General features: G+C 43.4%; 1 protein-coding gene. It reads right to left on the reverse strand.

The features are described 5' to 3' along the window. Positions 1–293, reverse strand: a 293-nt coding sequence (locus ACNKXV_RS14005; RefSeq protein WP_470269851.1) for a succinate dehydrogenase/fumarate reductase transmembrane subunit, incomplete at its 3' end; no start/stop codon positions are given. Positions 294–311: the final 18 nt, after the last annotated feature.

Below are 311 nucleotides of genomic sequence, written 5' to 3' on the forward strand. Positions count from 1 at the left end.
GAAAGGTGGAATCCTAAAAATCCCATGGAGATGACATATAGAGCCACCAACCACTCCTGCTTAAAGGCCTCGCTTACGATTAGAAATAAGTTTTTGTACTCCTCTTCTCCGTAGGTTACCATCGGCACTTCTCCCCAATGCATTTTAGCCCAGAAGCCCTGTAGGTGAACCACCAAGAAGATCAAAATGATTGTACCCAACACTCCCATGTTTCTGGAAGACCAAGCGCTGTTGGTAGAAGCTTTGGATTCTGCATATCCTACAGGTCTTGCAGCCTTATTATGCTGAGACAAAAGAATAGAATAAATGAT

Origin of the sequence: Christiangramia aquimixticola (assembly GCF_048285835.1) — a bacterium.
In the GTDB taxonomy this organism is placed as follows: Bacteria; Bacteroidota; Bacteroidia; order Flavobacteriales; family Flavobacteriaceae; genus Christiangramia; species Christiangramia aquimixticola.